Raw genomic sequence first — 16,383 nt, 5'->3', positions numbered from 1 at the left:
TCGTAAGTGCTGAGCAGGTCACGCACTTCCATTTCAACCAGTTCCAGCAGCTCAGCATCATCAACCATGTCAGCCTTGTTCAGGAACACGACGATGTACGGAACACCTACCTGACGGGACAGCAGGATGTGCTCACGAGTTTGCGGCATCGGACCATCGGCAGCCGAGCAAACCAGGATAGCGCCGTCCATCTGAGCAGCACCAGTGATCATGTTTTTTACGTAGTCGGCGTGACCCGGGCAGTCAACGTGCGCGTAGTGACGAATAGTGGAATCGTACTCTACGTGCGCAGTGTTGATGGTGATACCACGAGCCTTCTCTTCCGGAGCGCTGTCGATCTTGTCAAAGTCAACACGAGCCGAACCGAATACTTCGGAGCAGACGCGAGTCAGAGCAGCGGTCAGAGTGGTTTTACCGTGGTCAACGTGACCGATGGTGCCTACGTTGACGTGCGGTTTGCTACGTTCAAATTTTTCTTTAGCCACGACAATTAACTCCTTGCCTAAAGGGCTGAATCAGCCTTGTTTTTTAACCAGAGCTTCGACGATGTTTGCCGGAGCTTCGGAGTATTTAGAGAATTCCATGGAGTAGCTTGCGCGACCCTGAGACATGGAACGAACGTCGGTTGCGTAACCGAACATCTCACCCAGCGGAACCTCAGCACGGATAACTTTACCGGAAACCGAGTCTTCCATACCCTGGATCAGACCACGACGACGGTTCAGGTCACCCATCACGTCACCCATGTAGTCCTCAGGGGTTACAACCTCGACCTTCATGATCGGCTCGAGAACAACACCACCGCCTTTCTGAGCGAGCTGCTTGGTCGCCATAGAAGCTGCGATTTTGAACGCCATTTCGTTGGAGTCAACGTCATGGTAAGAACCATCAAACACGGTCGCCTTCAGGCCGATGAGAGGATAGCCGGCGACAACGCCGTTCTTCATCTGCTCTTCGATACCCTTCTGAATGGCTGGAATGTATTCCTTCGGAACCACACCACCAACCACTTCGTTGGCGAATTCGAGACCTTCCTGACCTTCGTCCGCCGGAGCGAAGCGAATCCAGCAATGACCGAACTGACCACGACCACCGGACTGACGAACGAATTTACCTTCGATTTCGCAGCTCTTAGTGATCTTCTCGCGGTAGGATACCTGAGGCTTACCAATGTTGGCCTCAACGTTGAACTCACGACGCATACGGTCAACGATGATGTCCAGGTGAAGCTCACCCATACCGGAAATGATGGTCTGCCCGGTTTCTTCGTCAGTCTTGACGCGGAAGGACGGGTCTTCCTGAGCCAGACGCCCCAGAGCAATACCCATCTTCTCCTGGTCAGCCTTAGTTTTCGGCTCTACAGCTACCGAAATTACCGGCTCCGGGAAATCCATACGCTCGAGGATAATCGGCTTGTCGATATCGCACAGGGTGTCACCAGTGGTCACATCCTTCATACCGATCAGAGCAGCAATGTCACCAGCGCGCACTTCTTTGATCTCTTCACGCTGGTTAGCGTGCATCTGCACCATACGGCCGACACGCTCTTTCTTGCCTTTAACCGAGTTGATCACGGAGTCGCCGCTAGCGAGAACACCGGAATACACGCGAGTAAAGGTCAGAGTACCAACGAATGGGTCAGTAGCGATTTTGAATGCCAGCGCAGCAAACGGCGCGTCATCATCAGCCGCACGCTCATCTTTAGGAGCGTCATCACCTTCCTCGATATGATCCGGATGAATACCCTGGATTGCAGGGATATCAGTCGGAGCCGGCAGGAAGTCGATAACAGCATCCAGAACAAGCGGTACGCCCTTGTTCTTGAAGGAGGAGCCCAAGACAGCCGGAACGATTTCACAAGCAATGGTGCGCTGACGCAGACCAGCCTTGATCTCTTCCAGAGTCAGGTCACCCTCTTCCAGGTACTTGTTCATCAGCTCTTCGTTGGCTTCAGCAGCAGCTTCAACCAGGTTAGAGCGATATTCCTCAGCCAGATCAACCAGATCAGCCGGGATTTCTTCCTCACGGAAGGTAGTACCCTTGTCATCATCGTTCCAATAGATAGCCTTCATGCGGAGCAGGTCAACCTGACCGATGAAGTTCTCTTCAGAACCAATCTGCAGCTGCAGCGGAACAGGAGTGTGACCCAGGCGCTTCTTGATCTGCTCAACAACACGCAGGAAGTTTGCACCCTGACGATCCATCTTGTTCACGTAAACAATACGCGGAACACCGTACTTGTTAGCCTGACGCCAAACAGTCTCAGACTGCGGCTCAACGCCCGAAGTACCACAGAACACTACAACCGCACCGTCAAGTACGCGCAGGGAGCGCTCTACTTCGATGGTGAAGTCTACGTGACCGGGGGTATCGATAACGTTTACACGATGGTTTTTGTATTGCTTCTGCGAACCCTGCCAGAAAGCAGTTACAGCAGCAGAAGTAATAGTAATACCGCGTTCTTGCTCCTGAACCATCCAGTCGGTGGTCGAAGCACCATCATGGGTCTCACCCATTTTATGGTTTACACCGGTATAGAACAGCACGCGTTCTGTAGTGGTGGTTTTACCAGCATCTACGTGCGCACAGATACCGATGTTACGGTACAGATTAATAGGTGTTGTACGAGCCATAAAGCCCTCGCAAAGTTAGTAGCGCTGGAATTAGAAGCGGTAGTGCGAGAACGCCTTGTTGGCCTCAGCCATACGATGCACGTCTTCACGTTTCTTGACTGCAGCACCTTTGCCTTCAGCAGCATCCAGCAGCTCACCAGCCAAACGCAGAGCCATAGATTTCTCGCCACGCTTACGTGCGAAATCTACCAGCCAGCGCATGGCAAGAGCATTACGGCGGGACGGACGAACTTCGACCGGAACCTGGTAAGTGGCACCACCAACACGGCGCGACTTTACTTCGACCAGCGGAGCGATGGCGTCGAGAGCTTTCTCGAAGATTTCCAGGGGATCGCTGTTCTTACGCTCTTTAACCTTATCCAGGGCGCCATAAACGATACGCTCGGCAACGGCTTTCTTACCGCTCTCCATCACGTGGTTCATGAACTTGGCCAGGATTTGGCTTCCGTATTTTGGATCGTCAAGCACTTCGCGCTTGGCTGCTACACGACGTCTTGGCATTTGATAAGCCCTCAAACGGTCTTCAGGTTAGCCCGGGACTGCACCTTGCGATGACTTGCCCGACCTTACTCTTATCGACTCAGATAAATAAAAACTCGCAATTCGCTACAAAACGCCGATTACTTCGGACGCTTAGTACCGTACTTCGAACGACCTTGTTTACGGTCTTTAACACCGGAGGTATCCAGCGAACCGCGAACGGTGTGGTAACGCACACCTGGCAAGTCTTTTACACGACCGCCGCGAATCAGTACGACGCTGTGCTCTTGCAGGTTGTGGCCTTCACCACCGATGTACGAGGAAACCTCGAAACCGTTGGTCAGGCGTACACGGCAAACTTTACGCAGTGCCGAGTTAGGTTTTTTCGGCGTAGTGGTATACACACGGGTGCACACACCACGACGCTGCGGGCAGTTCTGCAGCGCAGGCACGTCGGATTTATCGACGATACGCTTACGCGGCTGACGTACCAGCTGGTTGATAGTTGCCATCTTTAGCTCCACTGTTGTCTTTCGACGCTATTGCCCTACTAAACAAAATGGCAGAGCACATGCCCTGCCAAATTTAGGGGTGCATGAGTCTAAAGAGACTCACCGCCCCAGTCAAGACAAAGCCCCACTGCACAGACAGTGGGGCTTTGAACTTAATTGTCGCTGGAGTTCAGCGCTTCAGTCAGTGCTGCTTCCACTTCACTGGCACTGACACGCACAGGCTGGGCAGCTTCACGCTTGCGCTTGCGCTCGCTGTGGTATGCCAGACCGGTACCAGCCGGAATCAGACGACCTACTACCACGTTCTCTTTCAAACCACGCAGGTAGTCACGCTTACCAGTCACAGCTGCTTCAGTCAGAACGCGTGTAGTTTCCTGGAAGGACGCTGCCGAGATGAAGGACTCGGTCGACAGGGAAGCCTTAGTAATACCCAGCAGTACACGTGTGTACTTGGCCGGGAATTTATCTTCTTCTGCCAGACGCTCGTTTTCACTCAATACAGCAGTCAGCTCGACCTGATCCCCTTTGATGAAGCTGGAGTCACCCGACTCGCTAACCTCAACCTTACGCAGCATCTGGCGCAGAATGGTTTCGATGTGCTTGTCGTTGATCTTCACCCCCTGCAGGCGGTAAACGTCCTGAATCTCGTTGACGATATACTTCGCCAGCGCGCTCACACCCAGCAAGCGCAGGATGTCGTGCGGATCACTCGGGCCGTCGGAGATAACTTCACCCTTGTTAACCTGTTCACCTTCGAACACGTTCAGGTGACGCCACTTCGGAATCAGCTCCTCGTACGGCTCACTGCCATCGGTCGGAGTAATAACCAAACGACGCTTGCCCTTAGTCTCCTTACCGAAAGAGATAGTCCCGCTGATCTCAGCCAAGATCGATGCTTCTTTCGGGCGACGCGCTTCGAACAAGTCAGCAACACGTGGCAGACCACCGGTAATGTCACGGGTCTTCGAGGTTTCCTGCGGAATACGAGCGATTACATCACCCACACTCAGCTGAGCACCGTTAGCCACGTTAACCAAGGCGTTGGATGGCAGGAAATATTGTGCAGGCACATCGGTACCCGGCAACATCAGATCCTTACCATTCTCGTCAACCATCTTCACAGCCGGACGGATTTCTTTACCTGCAGCCGGACGATCTTTCGGATCCAACACTTCAATGTTGGTCAGGCCGGTCAGTTCGTCAGTCTGGCGCTTGATGGTAATGCCGTCTTCCATGCCCACATAGGTCACGGTACCTTTCATTTCGGTGACGATTGGGTGAGTGTGCGGATCCCACTTGGCAACGATTGCGCCCGGATCAACCTTCTCACCTTCCTTCACAGAAATAACCGCACCGTAAGGCAGCTTGTAGCGCTCACGCTCACGACCAAACTCGTCAGCCACTGCCAACTCACCGGAACGGGATACCGCAACCAGAGCACCGTCAGCGCGCTCAACGTATTTCAGGTTAAGTAGGCGGATCGCACCACCATTCTTCACCTGTACGCTGTCAGCTGCCGAGGTACGGCTTGCTGCACCACCGATGTGGAACGTACGCATCGTCAGCTGTGTACCCGGCTCACCGATCGACTGAGCCGCGATTACACCGACAGCCTCACCGATGTTGATCTGATGGCCACGAGCCAAGTCACGGCCGTAGCACTTGGCACAGATACCGTAACGGGTTTCACAGGTGATCGGTGAGCGTACAACCACTTCGTCGATGCTGTTGAGCTCAATGAACTCAACCCACTTCTCGTCGATCAGCGTACCCGCCGGAACGATAACGTCATCAGTACCAGGCTTGAATACATCCTTGGCAATCACTCGACCCAGAACACGCTCACCAAGAGGCTCTACAACATCACCGCCCTCAATGTGCGGAGTCATCAGCAGGCCGTTCTCAGTGCCGCAATCGATCGCGGTAACTACCAAATCCTGCGCCACGTCTACCAGACGACGAGTCAGGTAACCGGAGTTCGCAGTTTTCAAAGCGGTATCCGCCAGACCTTTACGAGCACCGTGCGTCGAGATGAAGTACTGCAGAACCGAAAGACCTTCACGGAAGTTCGCCGTAATAGGCGTTTCAATGATGGAACCGTCCGGCTTAGCCATCAGACCACGCATACCGGCCAGCTGGCGAATCTGTGCAGCCGAACCCCGCGCACCGGAGTCAGCCATCATATACATGGAGTTGAAAGACTCCTGATCGACAGTCTTGCCTTCACGATCAACGACTTTCTCTTTAGAGAGGTTAGCCATCATCGCTTTGGAGACTTCGTCGTTCGCTTTCGACCAGAGGTCGATTACCTTGTTGTACTTCTCACCCTGGGTTACCAGGCCGGAGGCGTACTGGGATTCAATCTCTTTAACTTCTTCGGTGGCAGCATCAATGATGCGGGCTTTCTCATCCGGAATAACGAAGTCATTCACACCGATGGAAACACCGGAGATTGTCGAGTAAGCAAAACCGGTGTACATCAACTGGTCAGCGAAGATGACGGTATCCTTCAGACCCACTGTGCGATAGCACTGGTTGATCAGCTTGGAAATCGCCTTTTTCTTCATCGGCTGGTTGACGACGTCAAAGGACATACCTTCAGGCACAACCTGGAACAGCAGCGCACGGCCAACAGTGGTGTCGACGATGCGAGTGTTTTTGGTCAGGGAGCCGTCTTTTTCTTTAACGGTTTCGTTGATACGCACTTTCACACGAGCGTGCAGTGACGCTTCGCCGGCGCGGAATACGCGGTCAACTTCCTGCAGGTCAGCAAAAACGCGACCTTCACCCTTAGCGTTGATGGCCTCACGGGTCATGTAGTACAGACCCAATACAACGTCCTGCGAAGGAACGATGATTGGCTCACCGTTAGCAGGCGACAAGATGTTGTTGGTCGACATCATCAGCGCACGGGCTTCCAACTGAGCTTCAAGCGTCAGCGGAACGTGTACTGCCATTTGGTCTCCGTCGAAGTCGGCGTTGTACGCAGCGCAGACCAGTGGGTGCAGCTGAATCGCTTTACCTTCGATCAGTACCGGCTCAAACGCCTGGATGCCCAGACGGTGCAGGGTTGGTGCACGGTTGAGCAGTACGGGGTGTTCGCGAATCACTTCAGCGAGAACGTCCCACACCTCTGGCAGCTCACGCTCCACCATCTTCTTCGCAGCTTTGATGGTAGTCGCCAGGCCACGGGCTTCGAGCTTGCCGAAAATGAACGGCTTGAACAGCTCCAGTGCCATTTTCTTCGGCAGACCGCACTGATGCAGACGCAGGGTCGGGCCTACGGTAATTACGGAACGACCGGAGTAGTCCACGCGCTTACCGAGCAAGTTCTGACGGAAACGACCTTGCTTCCCTTTGATCATGTCAGCCAGGGACTTCAGCGGACGCTTGTTCGAGCCAGTAATGGCGCGACCGCGACGGCCGTTGTCGAGCAAAGCGTCGACCGCTTCTTGCAGCATACGCTTCTCGTTGCGCACGATGATGTCAGGCGCAGACAGATCCAGCAGACGCTTCAGGCGGTTGTTACGGTTGATGACGCGGCGATACAGATCATTAAGATCGGAAGTCGCAAAACGACCACCATCCAGCGGTACCAGCGGACGCAGATCTGGCGGCAGAACCGGCAGAACAGTGAGCACCATCCACTCTGGCAGGTTGCCGGAGTCTTTGAATGCTTCCATCAGCTTCAGGCGCTTGGACAGCTTCTTGATCTTGGTTTCGGAGTTGGTCTGGGGAATCTCTTCGCGCAGACGGCCGATCTCGTGGTCCAGGTCGATAGCGTGCAGCAGCTCGCGGACAGCCTCAGCCCCCATACGAGCGTCGAAATCATCACCGAACTCTTCGAGCGCTTCGAAGTACTGCTCGTCGTTGAGCAGCTGACCTTTTTCCAGCGTGGTCATGCCTGGATCGATCACCACGTAGCTCTCAAAATAGAGCACGCGCTCGATGTCACGCAGGGTCATGTCCATCAGCAGGCCGATACGGCTCGGCAGGGACTTCAAGAACCAAATGTGGGCAACCGGAGAAGCCAGCTCAATGTGAGCCATACGCTCACGACGAACCTTAGCCAGCGCAACTTCAACGCCGCACTTCTCACAGATCACACCACGGTGCTTCAGGCGCTTGTACTTACCGCACAGGCACTCGTAATCCTTGACTGGGCCAAAGATCTTGGCGCAGAACAGACCGTCACGCTCAGGTTTGAACGTACGGTAGTTAATGGTTTCCGGCTTTTTAACTTCACCGAACGACCACGAACGGATCATCTCAGGCGACGCCAGTCCGATACGGATGGCATCAAACTCTTCGACTTGACCCTGGTTTTTCAGCAAATTCAGTAGGTCTTTCAAGGCCTTTCCTCCTGGCGGAGCAGAGAGCGGGCGGTTAAGCCACGCTCTCAATTCGCGTCACGTGTTATTCGGTTTCCAGATCGATGTCGATGCCCAGCGAACGGATCTCTTTGATCAGTACGTTGAAGGACTCAGGCATGCCTGGCTCCATACGGTGATCGCCATCCACGATGTTTTTGTACATCTTGGTACGGCCGTTCACGTCGTCCGACTTCACGGTCAGCATTTCTTGCAGGGTATAGGCTGCGCCATACGCTTCCAGTGCCCACACTTCCATCTCACCGAAGCGCTGACCACCGAACTGCGCCTTACCACCCAACGGCTGCTGAGTAACCAGGCTGTACGAACCGGTCGAACGGGCGTGCATCTTGTCGTCGACCAAGTGGTTCAGTTTCAGCATGTACATGTAGCCAACGGTGGTTGGACGCTCGAACTGGTTACCAGTACGGCCGTCAATCAAGCGCATCTGGCCACTTTCTGGCAGATCTGCCAGCTTCAGCATGGACTTGATTTCGCTCTCTTTGGCACCGTCGAAAACCGGAGTGGCCATCGGTACGCCGCCGCGCAGGTTGTGCGCCAGATCCAGAATTTCCTGATCGCTCAGGCTATCAAGGCTCTCTTGGCGACCACCGATCTCGTTGTAGATCTCATGCAGGAACTTGCGCAGCTCAGCAATCTTGCGCTGCTCTTCAAGCATGCGGTTGATCTTCTCGCCCAGCCCTTTGGCCGCAAGGCCCAGGTGGGTTTCAAGAATCTGACCGACGTTCATACGAGACGGTACACCCAGCGGGTTCAGAACGATGTCAACCGGAGTACCGTTAACGTCGTGCGGCATGTCTTCAACCGGCATGATTACCGAAACCACACCTTTGTTACCGTGACGACCAGCCATCTTGTCACCAGGCTGGATGCGACGCTTGATTGCCAGGTAAACCTTGACAATCTTCAGCACGCCCGGAGCCAGGTCATCGCCCTGCTGCAGCTTGCGCTTCTTGTCTTCAAACTTGTCGTCGAGCAACTGACGGCGATCGGAGATGTAAGCCTGAGCTTTCTCCAGCTGCTCGTTCAGTGCATCGTCCGCCATACGCAGTTTGAACCACTGACCACGCTCCAGGCCGTCGAGGAACTCTTCAGTTACCTCAGCACCTTTCTTCAGGCCAGCACCGCCTTCGGCTTTCTTGCCAACCAGTGCAGAACGCAGACGCTCGAAGGTTGCACCTTCTACGATACGGAACTCTTCGTTCAGGTCCTTGCGGATTTCGTCCAGTTGCTGCTTCTCGATCGCCAGGGCACGACTGTCGCGCTCAACGCCATCACGGGTGAAGACCTGCACGTCGATAACGGTACCTTTGGTGCCAGTTGGCACACGCAGGGAGGTGTCCTTAACATCGGACGCCTTCTCACCGAAGATCGCACGCAGCAGTTTTTCTTCCGGAGTCAGCTGAGTCTCACCTTTCGGAGTGACTTTACCGACCAGGATGTCACCTGGGCCGACTTCAGCGCCCACGTAAACAATACCGGCTTCGTCCAGCTTGTTCAGCGCCGATTCACCTACGTTCGGGATATCGGAAGTAATTTCTTCCGAACCGAGTTTGGTGTCACGAGCCACACAGGTCAGCTCCTGAATGTGGATCGTGGTGAAACGGTCTTCCTGAACCACGCGCTCAGAGAGGCAGATAGAGTCTTCGAAGTTGAAGCCGTTCCAAGGCATGAACGCTACACGCATGTTCTGACCAAGAGCCAGTTCACCCATATCGGTGGACGGACCGTCGGCCAGAATGTCGCTGCGGCTTACCTTGTCACCTTTGCGAACCAGCGGGCGCTGGTTGATGCAGGTGTTCTGGTTGGAACGGGTGTATTTAGTCAGGTTGTAGATATCCACACCTGCTTCACCGGTTTCAACTTCATCATCGTTTACACGAACAACGATACGACTGGCATCAACAGAGTCGATCACACCACCACGGCGAGCAACCACGCACACACCGGAGTCACGAGCCACGTTGCGCTCCATACCGGTACCTACGAGCGGCTTATCCGCACGCAGAGTCGGTACAGCCTGGCGCTGCATGTTGGAACCCATCAATGCACGGTTGGCGTCATCGTGCTCAAGGAACGGAATCAGCGAGGCGGCAACGGAAACTACCTGCTTGGGCGATACGTCCATCAGGGTGACGTCTTCCGGCGCCTTAACGGTGAATTCGTTCAAGTGACGTACAGCTACCAGCTCATCAATCAGCTGACCTTTCTCGTTCATTGTCGCTGAAGCCTGAGCGATCACATGATCAGCCTCTTCAATCGCTGACAAGAAGACGATTTCGTCAGTGACCAGCCCCTCTTTCACCACACGGTATGGGCTCTCAAGGAAACCATACTGATTGGTGCGCGCATAAGCAGCCAAGGAGTTGATCAGACCAATGTTCGGGCCTTCAGGCGTTTCAATCGGACAAACACGACCATAATGGGTCGGGTGTACGTCACGGACTTCGAAGCCTGCGCGCTCACGGGTCAGACCACCTGGGCCAAGAGCCGAAACACGGCGCTTGTGAGTGATCTCGGAGAGCGGGTTGTTTTGGTCCATAAACTGTGACAGCTGGCTTGAACCGAAGAACTCTTTAACTGCAGCCGCAACAGGCTTGGCGTTAATCAGATCTTGCGGCATCAAACCTTCGCTTTCAGCCATGGATAGGCGTTCTTTGACCGCACGCTCAACACGCACCAGACCTACACGGAACTGGTTCTCGGCCATTTCGCCAACACAGCGCACACGACGGTTACCCAGGTGATCGATGTCATCGACGATGCCTTTACCGTTACGGATATCGACAAGAGTCTTGAGCACGTCAACGATATCTTCGCGGCTCAGAACGCCTGGGCCTTCGATCTCAGTACGACCGATACGACGGTTGAACTTCATACGACCTACAGCAGACAGGTCATAACGCTCAGCACTGAAGAACAGGTTGTTGAACAGAGTCTCGGCGGCATCCTTGGTTGGTGGCTCGCCAGGACGCATCATGCGGTAGATTTCGACCAGTGCTTCCAACTGATTGGTTGTGCCGTCGATTTTCAGCGTGTCAGAGATGAACGGGCCGCAATCGATATCGTTGGTGTACAGCGTTTCGATACGTACTACCTGAGCCTTGACGATCTTGGCCAGGGTTTCGACGTTCAACTCGGTATTGCACTCAACGATGATTTCGCCAGTAGCCGGGTGCACGATTGCCTTAGCCGTGGTGCGACCCAGCAGGTAATCAATCGGTACTTCCAGCTCTTTAATGCCAGCCTTGTCCAACTGGTTAATATGACGGGCAGTAATACGACGCCCCTGCTCAACGATGACTTTACCTTTGTCATCCTTGATGTCGAATGCAGCGATTTCACCACGCAGACGCTGCGGAACCAGCTCCAGGTTCAGGGTCTCGCCCTTAACATGGAAAACGTTGGTTGCATAGAAGGCTTCCAGCACTTCTTCTGTGCTGTAGCCCAATGCACGCAGCAGCACAGAGGCCGGCAGTTTGCGGCGACGGTCAATACGAACGAAGACTGCATCCTTCGGATCGAACTCGAAGTCGAGCCAGGAACCACGGTATGGAATGATACGCGCGGAGTACAGCAGCTTGCCCGAACTGTGGGTCTTGCCACGGTCGTGGTCGAAGAACACACCTGGAGAGCGGTGCAACTGGGACACGATAACACGCTCGGTACCGTTGATAACGAAGGTACCGTTCTCGGTCATCAGGGGGATTTCCCCCATGTAAACTTCTTGCTCTTTAATGTCCTTGATCGCTTTGTTCGACGATTCTTTGTCGAAAATGATCAGACGGACTTTGACGCGCAGCGGCACGGCGAAAGTAACGCCACGCAGTACACATTCTTTGACATCAAAAGCCGGCTCGCCCAAGCGATAACCGACATACTCCAGTGCAGCATTGCCGGAATAGCTGATAATCGGGAAAACAGACTTGAAGGCCGCATGCAGGCCAATGTCGCGGAACTGGTCCTTGGTCGCCCCGGCCTGCAGGAATTCGCGGTACGAATCCAGCTGGATGGCCAGGAGATACGGCACATCCATGACATCCGGCAACTTGCTAAAGTCCTTGCGGATACGTTTTTTCTCAGTGTATGAGTAAGCCATCAGCGTTCCCCAGCTTGGTCACCTGCCTAGTAGGCCACTCCGACGGGAGTTGCCAGAAACTCTTGCAAACCCTAGGTTTGCACCGCCACTTCGGGCGGGATTTTCAGAACTAGGCCAGCCGATGATTCGCCAACCTAGAACGGAAAAAGGCCGGTGGCAAAAGCCACCAGCCATCAGCCTTACGCGAGTCGCTTCGGCTGCAGACGCAAGGTCGTCGCTTACTTGAGCTCGACTTTGGCGCCAGCTTCTTCCAAAGCAGCTTTTGCTTTCTCAGCAGCTTCTTTAGCAACGCCTTCCAGAATAGTAGCCGGAGCGCCGTCAACAGCAGCTTTGGCTTCTTTCAGGCCCAGACCAGTCAGCTCACGAACAGCCTTGATCACGTTTACTTTCTTATCGCCAGCTTCAGCCAGGATAACGTTGAACTCAGTTTGCTCTTCAGCAGCGGCAGCAGCCGGGCCAGCTACAGCAACGGTAGCAGCAGCGGCGGATACACCGAACTTCTCTTCCATTGCTTTGATCAGTTCAACGACTTCCAGAACGGTTTTCTGACCGATCGCTTCGATGATTTCTTCGTTAGACAGAGCCATGACTCTAATTCCTGTATTGGGGGACAGCCTTACGCGGCCATCAAATTAAACAAATAAGATTGAAAAAAGTTATGCCGCCAAATTAGGCCGCAGCGCCTTCTTTCTGGTCGCGAACAGCTGCCAGGGTACGAACGAACTTGCTGGTAGCGCCTTGGATCACGCTCATCAGCTGAGAAATTGCTTCGTCGTAAGTCGGCAGTGTTGCCAGTACGTCGATCTGATTGGCTGCGAGGAACTGACCCTCGAATGCAGCTGCTTTGATCTCGAACTTGTCCTGACCCTTGGCAAACTCTTTGAAGATACGGGCGGCAGCGCCCGGATGTTCGTTGGAGAAAGCAATCAGGGTCGGGCCTTTGAACGCGTCGTTGAGGATATCGTACTGAGTACCTTCAACAGCGCGCTTGAGCAGGGTGTTACGTACTACACGTACGTAAACGCCAGCTTCGCGGGCCTCTTTACGGAGTCCGGTCATAGCACCTACAGACACGCCACGGGCATCAGCCACGACAGCGGAAAGGGCAGCTTTGGCAGCCTCGTTGACTTCAGCGACGATGGCCTTCTTGTCTTCGAGTTTAATTGCCACGGGTTTACTCCTGGTGTTTACCGTTTCATCTGGCCTAAGCCGGATGTCGTTTTGGTGTCTGATTCGGTAACGAATCGGGAGCACCATCTGCGTAGGCATTTCTTTTAAGGCTTACGCCACCTACGGTCTTGGATAGCCCCCGCCAGGCAGGGACCCCAAACCTTGGCTGGTGAGGTTGCCCTCACCAGCGCTGTATCACGCGTCGAGCGAACTCTGGTCGATAACCAGACCCGGGCCCATAGTGGTGCTCAGGGTGATGCGCTTGACGTAAACGCCTTTCGAAGTCGAAGGCTTCAGACGCTTGAGGTCCGCAACCAGCGCTTCAACGTTTTGCTTCAGTTTCTCAGCTTCGAAACCGACTTTCCCCACGGAACCATGGATGATGCCGTTCTTGTCAGTACGGAAACGTACCTGACCCGCTTTAGCGTTCTTAACCGCAGTAGCTACGTCTGGGGTTACAGTGCCGACTTTCGGGTTTGGCATCAGGCCACGAGGCCCCAGAACCTGACCCAACTGACCAACAACACGCATTGCGTCAGGAGAAGCGATAACAACGTCGTAGTTCAGATCGCCGGCCTTCATTTCAGCAGCCAGATCATCCATACCTACGCGGTCAGCACCGGCAGCCAGAGCAGCTTCAGCGCCCGGACCTTGAGTGAAGACAGCAACGCGAACGGTTTTACCCGAGCCGTTTGGCAGTACGGTTGCACCACGAACTACCTGATCGGATTTACGCGGATCAACACCGAGGTTGATTGCGATATCAAACGACTCAGGGAATTTAACAGCCGACAGTTCGGCCAGCAGAGAAGCAGCTTCAACGAAGTTGTAAGCCTTACCAGCCTCAACCTTCTCAGCGATTGCCTTCTGACGCTTAGTCAACTTAGCCATTACACACCCTCCACGTTCAGGCCCATGCTGCGAGCGGAGCCAGCGATGGTACGCACGGCCGATTCCAGATCAGCAGCAGTCAGATCTGCTTGCTTGGTCTTGGCAATCTCTTCCAGCTGAGCACGAGTAACAGTGCCGACCTTCACGGTGTTCGGACGAGCCGAACCGCTGGTCAGACCTGCAGCTTTCTTCAGCAGTACAGCTGCCGGGGTGCTTTTAGTTTCAAAGGTGAAGCTACGGTCACTGTATACAGTGATAATTACTGGAGTCGGCAGACCCGGCTCAAGGCCTTGAGTCTTGGCGTTGAACGCCTTGCAGAATTCCATGATATTCACACCGTGCTGACCCAGAGCAGGGCCTACGGGTGGCGACGGGTTGGCTTGACCAGCCTTTACTTGCAGCTTGATGTAAGCTGAAATTTTCTTAGCCATGAGCTACTCCAGTTTTGGGTTCTAGCGCCTAAAGGCTCCCCAGTTTTCAATGCAATTATCCCAAGGACGACAAAACCCCGCAGCCCAAGACTGCGGGGTGTGGGATGCTTATGTCAGTTACGCCTTCTCGACCTGACTGAACTCCAGCTCGACCGGGGTTGAACGACCGAAGATCGTTACAGCCACCTGAATTCGGCTTTTTTCGTAATTCACTTCTTCAACTACGCCACTGAAGTCCGCAAATGGACCATCAATAACACGAACCATTTCGCCTGGCTCAAACAAGGTCTTAGGCTTGGGTTTATCACCGCTATCAGCCACACGACGCAGGATTGCCTCAGCCTCACGCTCGGTAATTGGAGCAGGTTTATCAGCCGTACCACCAATGAAACCCATCACGCGCGGAGTATCTTTAATCAAGTGCCAAGTCGCTTCGTTCATTTCCATCTGGACCAGTACATAGCCCGGAAAGAACTTGCGCTCACTTTTACGCTTCTGGCCATTCCGCATCTCGACCACTTCTTCAGTCGGAACGAGGATCTCACCAAAAACATCTTCCATTCCTGCAAGCTTCACACGCTCAATCAATGAGCGCATTACATGCTTCTCGTAACCCGAGTAAGCATGCACAACGTACCAACGCTTAGCCACGGGACACCTTTAACCTACAATCAGAGAGACAAGCCAACCCAAAAGCGAATCCAACCCCCACAACATGAGAGCCATGACCAAAACCACAGCCACTACAATCAATGTTGTTTGAGTGGTTTCTTGGCGGGTAGGCCAAACAACCTTGCGAATTTCGACACGCGCTTCTTTGGCCAGAACCCAAAACGCCTTGCCTTTAGCCGTCTGCAGCGCTACAACTGCAGCAACAACCGCCACAGCCAGCAGAGCAAGAACACGATAAAGGACCGACTCAGATGCAAAGTACTGATTACCAACAACAGCGACCACCACTAACGCAGCAACAAACAGCCACTTCAGCAGATCAAATCGCGAGCCCTGGGCTTCAGCCTTAACATTCATCTACAAGCATCCTGTGAGAAGACATGCCAAATTCTTAGAAAATGGCAGGTCAGGAGGGAATCGAACCCCCAACCTACGGTTTTGGAGACCGTCGCTCTGCCAATTGAGCTACTGACCTAAACTTGAATCAGGCCGACCATTATGCCGGCCTAAAAAAGGGAGATCAATCTTTTATTCGATGATCTTTGCTACAACACCAGCACCAACGGTACGGCCACCCTCACGGATAGCGAAGCGCAGGCCTTCTTCCATTGCGATGGTCTTGATCAGAGTGACAGTCATCTGAATGTTGTCACCCGGCATTACCATCTCAACGCCTTCCGGCAGTTCGCAGTTACCAGTTACGTCAGTAGTACGGAAGTAGAACTGAGGACGGTAGCCTTTGAAGAAAGGAGTATGACGACCACCTTCTTCTTTGCTCAGCACGTAAACTTCTGCAGTGAACTTAGTGTGAGGCTTAACAGAACCCGGCTTAACCAGAACCTGACCACGCTCAACTTCGTCACGCTTAGTACCACGCAGCAGAACACCACAGTTCTCACCAGCACGGCCTTCGTCCAGCAGCTTGCGGAACATTTCAACGCCGGTGCAGGTAGTCTTGGTGGTGTCACGCAGACCAACGATTTCGATCTCTTCCTGAACCTTAACGATACCACGCTCGATACGGCCAGTTACTACAGTACCGCGACCAGAGATGGAGAATACGTCTTCGATCGGCATCAGGAACGGCTTGTCGATAGCACGCTC

At 53.8% G+C, this 16,383-nt stretch carries 13 protein-coding genes and 1 tRNA gene; all 14 read right to left on the bottom strand.

The genetic code is table 11. The features are described from left to right. Positions 1–485: GTP-binding protein (locus AO726_RS20800; protein WP_152987276.1), on the bottom strand; the 485-nt coding region annotated here is incomplete at its 3' end. 30 nt (positions 486–515) lie between these two features. Further along, on the bottom strand, positions 516–2,633 hold the full coding sequence (gene fusA, locus AO726_RS20795) for an elongation factor G (RefSeq protein WP_058070023.1): 2,118 nt from the start codon (positions 2,631–2,633) through the stop codon (positions 516–518). A gap of 30 nt (positions 2,634–2,663) precedes the next feature. After that, on the bottom strand, positions 2,664–3,134 hold the full coding sequence (gene rpsG, locus AO726_RS20790; protein ID WP_010490886.1) for a 30S ribosomal protein S7: 471 nt from the start codon (positions 3,132–3,134) through the stop codon (positions 2,664–2,666). A gap of 119 nt (positions 3,135–3,253) precedes the next feature. Continuing rightward, positions 3,254–3,625, bottom strand: a complete 372-nt coding sequence (rpsL, locus tag AO726_RS20785) for a 30S ribosomal protein S12 (protein WP_058070022.1) — start codon at positions 3,623–3,625, stop codon at positions 3,254–3,256. Between the two features lie 152 nt (positions 3,626–3,777). After that, the gene (gene rpoC / locus AO726_RS20780) at positions 3,778–7,977 is read right to left on the bottom strand and encodes a DNA-directed RNA polymerase subunit beta' (protein ID WP_058070021.1); all 4,200 of its coding nucleotides are present in this window, start codon (positions 7,975–7,977) and stop codon (positions 3,778–3,780) included. Between the two features lie 64 nt (positions 7,978–8,041). Beyond that, entirely contained in the window at positions 8,042–12,115 is a 4,074-nt protein-coding gene (gene rpoB / locus AO726_RS20775) for a DNA-directed RNA polymerase subunit beta (protein WP_058070020.1), read from the bottom strand. A gap of 218 nt (positions 12,116–12,333) precedes the next feature. Then, on the bottom strand, positions 12,334–12,702 hold the full coding sequence (rplL, locus tag AO726_RS20770; RefSeq protein WP_058070019.1) for a 50S ribosomal protein L7/L12: 369 nt from the start codon (positions 12,700–12,702) through the stop codon (positions 12,334–12,336). A gap of 82 nt (positions 12,703–12,784) precedes the next feature. Next, positions 12,785–13,285: a 50S ribosomal protein L10 gene (gene rplJ, locus AO726_RS20765; protein ID WP_058070018.1), complete on the bottom strand. Its 501-nt coding sequence runs from the start codon at positions 13,283–13,285 to the stop codon at positions 12,785–12,787. Between the two features lie 195 nt (positions 13,286–13,480). After that, a complete protein-coding gene (gene rplA / locus AO726_RS20760; protein ID WP_058070017.1) occupies positions 13,481–14,176 on the bottom strand; it encodes a 50S ribosomal protein L1 in 696 nt (231 codons plus the stop codon). Further along, the gene (gene rplK / locus AO726_RS20755) at positions 14,176–14,607 is read right to left on the bottom strand and encodes a 50S ribosomal protein L11 (RefSeq protein ID WP_058070016.1); all 432 of its coding nucleotides are present in this window, start codon (positions 14,605–14,607) and stop codon (positions 14,176–14,178) included. The genes rplA and rplK overlap by 1 nt, the downstream gene beginning before the upstream one ends. Positions 14,608–14,724: 117 nt before the next feature. After that, complete coding sequence (gene nusG / locus AO726_RS20750; RefSeq protein WP_058070015.1) at positions 14,725–15,258, bottom strand: transcription termination/antitermination protein NusG; 534 nt, start codon at positions 15,256–15,258, stop codon at positions 14,725–14,727. Between the two features lie 9 nt (positions 15,259–15,267). Beyond that, positions 15,268–15,636 (bottom strand): preprotein translocase subunit SecE, encoded by a 369-nt coding sequence (secE, locus tag AO726_RS20745; protein WP_058070014.1) that lies wholly within the window; start codon positions 15,634–15,636, stop codon positions 15,268–15,270. 42 nt (positions 15,637–15,678) lie between these two features. Further along, positions 15,679–15,754 (bottom strand) — tRNA-Trp (locus tag AO726_RS20740). A 53-nt stretch (positions 15,755–15,807) separates the two neighbouring features. Further along, the coding region (locus AO726_RS20735) for an EF-Tu C-terminal domain-related protein (protein ID WP_241492158.1) at positions 15,808–16,383 on the bottom strand (576 nt) is incomplete at its 5' end.

The organism is Pseudomonas sp. TTU2014-080ASC (genome assembly GCF_001446935.1).
Taxonomy (GTDB): domain Bacteria; phylum Pseudomonadota; class Gammaproteobacteria; order Pseudomonadales; family Pseudomonadaceae; genus Aquipseudomonas.
This window is presented reverse-complemented; position numbering and strand designations above follow the sequence as displayed.

What these genes read in the sequence shown, in the direction of transcription:
- rpsG (WP_010490886.1), bottom strand. Translation starts at nt 3,134, where the DNA reads ATGCCAAGACGTCGTGTAGCAGCCAAGCGCGAAGTGCTTGACGATCCA.
- rplA (WP_058070017.1), bottom strand. Translation starts at nt 14,176, where the DNA reads ATGGCTAAGTTGACTAAGCGTCAGAAGGCAATCGCTGAGAAGGTTGAG.
- rplL (WP_058070019.1), bottom strand. Translation starts at nt 12,702, where the DNA reads ATGGCTCTGTCTAACGAAGAAATCATCGAAGCGATCGGTCAGAAAACC.
- fusA (WP_058070023.1), bottom strand. Translation starts at nt 2,633, where the DNA reads ATGGCTCGTACAACACCTATTAATCTGTACCGTAACATCGGTATCTGT.
- secE (WP_058070014.1), bottom strand. Translation starts at nt 15,636, where the DNA reads ATGAATGTTAAGGCTGAAGCCCAGGGCTCGCGATTTGATCTGCTGAAG.
- rplK (WP_058070016.1), bottom strand. Translation starts at nt 14,607, where the DNA reads ATGGCTAAGAAAATTTCAGCTTACATCAAGCTGCAAGTAAAGGCTGGT.
- rpoB (WP_058070020.1), bottom strand. Translation starts at nt 12,115, where the DNA reads ATGGCTTACTCATACACTGAGAAAAAACGTATCCGCAAGGACTTTAGC.
- rpsL (WP_058070022.1), bottom strand. Translation starts at nt 3,625, where the DNA reads ATGGCAACTATCAACCAGCTGGTACGTCAGCCGCGTAAGCGTATCGTC.